The sequence below is a fragment of the uncultured Gemella sp. genome, assembly GCF_963519265.1.
Taxonomy (GTDB): domain Bacteria; phylum Bacillota; class Bacilli; order Staphylococcales; family Gemellaceae; genus Gemella.
The window spans coordinates 1-3,411 of the sequence record NZ_CAUQNQ010000122.1 but is presented as its reverse complement, the minus strand read 5'-3'; the positions used below and the strand labels follow the sequence as shown (position 1 = coordinate 3,411).

Sequence of the window (3,411 nt, the reverse complement as noted above, 5' to 3'; positions counted from 1 at the left end):
AAGATTTAAGCCCACACTAACAATAGCAGGAATTGTTGTTGACAGCATAAATTCTTTATTTTTATTATGAGGTATCAAAATTTGAATCCCCATAATATTGGTCCAACCAATAAAGAACATTCTAAAAATCATAATTGCTATCGCATGACGTACCTCTTGAAAATCTTGACCCAAGAAAAAATTTACAAAATCATCATTTACAATTAACATTCCTGCTATAATAGGAAAAATAACCAAATTATAAATCAGAAATGACATCTCATGCATTTTGTTAACGGCTTTATGATCCCCTGATGATAAAAGATTTGAAACTCGTGGCAACATGACACTACCTAACGAAGTCACTAGTGTTAATAAAATATTAACAAGTCTCAAAGCTTGGTCATAAATACCTACATCTCTTGCTGAAGCAAGAACCCCAAGCATAGTGCTATCTAATGACACATAGAGCGATATAGCAATCTGAGGTAAGAATAATAAGATGACTGGCTTCAAATGACGTTTAGCATACAGCAAATCGAAGTGTGGTTTCCCAATAAATTCTTTTGCTGGTAACCACATACTTAATTGTCCCAACAATTCAAAAATGGTAAGCAAGAACACATATAAATATAGGTCGCTAGCTGATTTTATAAATAGAAAAATAGCAATGACACCAACTAGTTTCACTGTAATATTTCTGACAGTAATTTTTCGAAAATCCTCTAAACCTTGAAATAACCATGAAATATCTAAACCTTTAGAAAGTAAACTTAATCCTAAAATATAAGCTACCGGGTTTTGCATTAACGAAAAAGTAAGACAAAGCAAAATATAGAGAGTCAGTGATAATATTGTTGCTCCAAGTTGTAAAGTATAAATTCCCCAAAAATTCTTACGAATTATTGTTCGATTACCAGAGATTTCCTTTGTCCCATAGTTGGCTACTCCTAAAGTAGCTAACAAAACAAAATAGGTAACAATGGAGTTAAAAAAACTATAGGTTCCTAAATCATTTGAAGAAAATACCCTCGTAACGTATGGAGTTGTAATGATAGGTAGTATTATGAGTAATAACTGATAAGAAAGATTATAAGCATAATTTTTTAGAACTTTCATAGTTTTACTTCTCTTTTTTCCTTATTTTGGATACCATACAAATTAGCAAAAATGGTAAACATAAAAATATTGTATCCTGGTCTTATCCAGAAAGCTTCAATCATACAGTTAATTGTAATAAGAGATAACAGGGCTAGAAATAAATATTTTTTTTGCTTATGAATTTTTTTTGAAGCAAACACATAAATCAATACTAGCAATACAACAGGAATTAATCCATAATAAAATAACATTTGGATGTAAGAGGAATCAACATAGTTATAACTGTGAACCGACTCGGTGGTCCCACCGTAGCCAATAAACTTTACTCCAGCTTTACCAAATAAAGGTAAACCATATGTATTCAGTGCATTTTTACCTAAAAACAATCTCATACTAAACAGATTATTTAAATTCACATAGAACGAAGAAGACCATGTGAAAAAGTAGGAAACATAAAACATGAAAGCAGAAAAAATAAGAGCAAAATATGGCATTATACTGTATACTTTGAATTCTCTTTCTTTAGTATAATACATGATTATGAAAATCAAAGTTGCGGCAAGTATAGATAATACATTTAGTCGTGCATCACAAAATTTTAGTATAAAGAATGCTAAAGATAGTCCTACAATCGTTCTGATAAATATGTATTTTTCTCTAAGCAAATAACCCCAAGCAATAAATAGGTAAAAACAGTGAGATGCAAAATCAGTTGGATAGATGAATCCAAATGAATTTCTAACTACTAAACCCGATGAGCGAATTTGAGCAAATTGTAAATTAGGTACTACTCCTAAAATTGAGAGCAGAAAGATTAACAAAACAATTATACCTGATACACCCACATATGTTTTCAAAATCACATCAACATCTGCTTGATATAATAGTATAATCAACAATGAATACAGAAGAAAATTGGTACCACCTGTACGTAAAAATACTATAATACTTGCCAATATCAATAAAATACTCGATATAATATAAAATGCACTAAATTTTTTTATAAATAAAAATCTAAAAATCAATAATAAAACTACACATATTAATAAAATCACGGGAATATTAGGTAGTGTCCTATTTAACATTGTAGTCATAATAGTATCATATCCCGTAACTATAGTTAATACAAAAATCACCAAAAGGTTCTCAAATTTAATTTTTAACATAATATCCTTTTTACTGTTAGTTTTTAAAAAAATTATTTAAAAACAATCTTACGTAAGACTCGATTCATTTTTAATTTTTCAATAAACAATACTGTTCTGAATTTTTTTCTGGCAAGTAACTCTATCGTCAATCTCCTAAGCAATAAAGAAAAGTTCTTATTCTTTATTAAAACACCATAAGAACCAATGATTTGATAAGTTTCTCCTGAAAAAATGTCATCAAATTGTTCATTTTCAATAATGCTTCTTAATAATCTTACCCTATTTTTTTTTGTATCTTCTAAATTAGCAATTTGAAAGGCAGAACTTACAATAATCTTCGTTTTTATCTCTTTCAACAAAGAATAATCTTCTATATGAAATTTTTTCAATAGTTGTTTCAACTCCGCAAGCTCATTTAGTTGAATTTCAATTCTAACTGGGTTAAATACTGTTAAAGCAGAACCACTTCTACCAGCTATATAATTGTATAGACAAGGTTCAATAAATCGGATAGTTTCTAAGTGCTTGTATACTTGAAAATTAAATAAGGTATCTTCCCCAATGGATTTTTTTGGAAACTCAATACCGTGCTCTAAAATGAAATCTTTTTTATAAACTCTTGACCAAACATTGTACATCATATCTGTCCTAAAGAAATCTACAAAATTATTAATAAAATCTTCATGAGTTAATATTCCTATTTTACTATATCTATGTTCGCGACAAGATATTGCGACCATATTTTTTTCTTTTACTTCATTAAAACCAAAGCATAAAACATCCCAATTATCATTTATATATGGAGCAAGCTCTATAAAAAAAGACTCTGTCAAATAGTCATCTGGGTCTACAAAATATAAAAATTTCCCATTTGATAGAGCTATACCAAGGTTCCTAGCTGCTGCAACTCCACTATTTTTAATATGTTTCACCCGAACATTAGAGAAGTGTGATTGGAAATCATCACAAATTCTTCCACTTGCATCAGTCGATCCATCATTAACCAATATAATCTCATAGTCTACTAAAGTATTTTGTTTAAGTATAGACTTCAAACATCTTCTTAGGTAAGCTTCAACATTATAAACAGGTATTATGATACTTAGCGTTACATTGTTCATCGATTTTTCATCCTTATCTTATGAAGTATGAATTCAAAAGTCCATTTTTCTTTCTTAAATTT

Annotated in this window: 3 protein-coding genes; all 3 read right to left on the bottom strand. The window is 29.1% G+C overall.

Features of this window, described 5'->3' with window-relative positions:
- On the bottom strand, positions 1-1,098 hold a 1,098-nt coding region (locus RWN11_RS07760; protein WP_314161161.1), incomplete at its 3' end, for an oligosaccharide flippase family protein.
- Positions 1,095-1,976 carry an O-antigen ligase family protein gene (locus RWN11_RS07755; protein ID WP_314161160.1) on the bottom strand — a complete coding sequence of 294 codons (882 nt, stop codon included), beginning with the start codon at positions 1,974-1,976 and terminating at the stop codon, positions 1,095-1,097. The genes RWN11_RS07760 and RWN11_RS07755, both read right to left, overlap by 4 nt.
- A gap of 302 nt (positions 1,977-2,278) precedes the next feature.
- Positions 2,279-3,349: a glycosyltransferase gene (locus RWN11_RS07750; protein WP_078352567.1), complete on the bottom strand. Its 1,071-nt coding sequence runs from the start codon at positions 3,347-3,349 to the stop codon at positions 2,279-2,281.
- Positions 3,350-3,411 lie beyond the last annotated feature (62 nt).

Bases quoted from the DNA above. Each gene is read 5' to 3' on its own strand.
- RWN11_RS07750 (WP_078352567.1), bottom strand. From the start codon at position 3,349: ATGAACAATGTAACGCTAAGTATCATAATACCTGTTTATAATGTTGAA.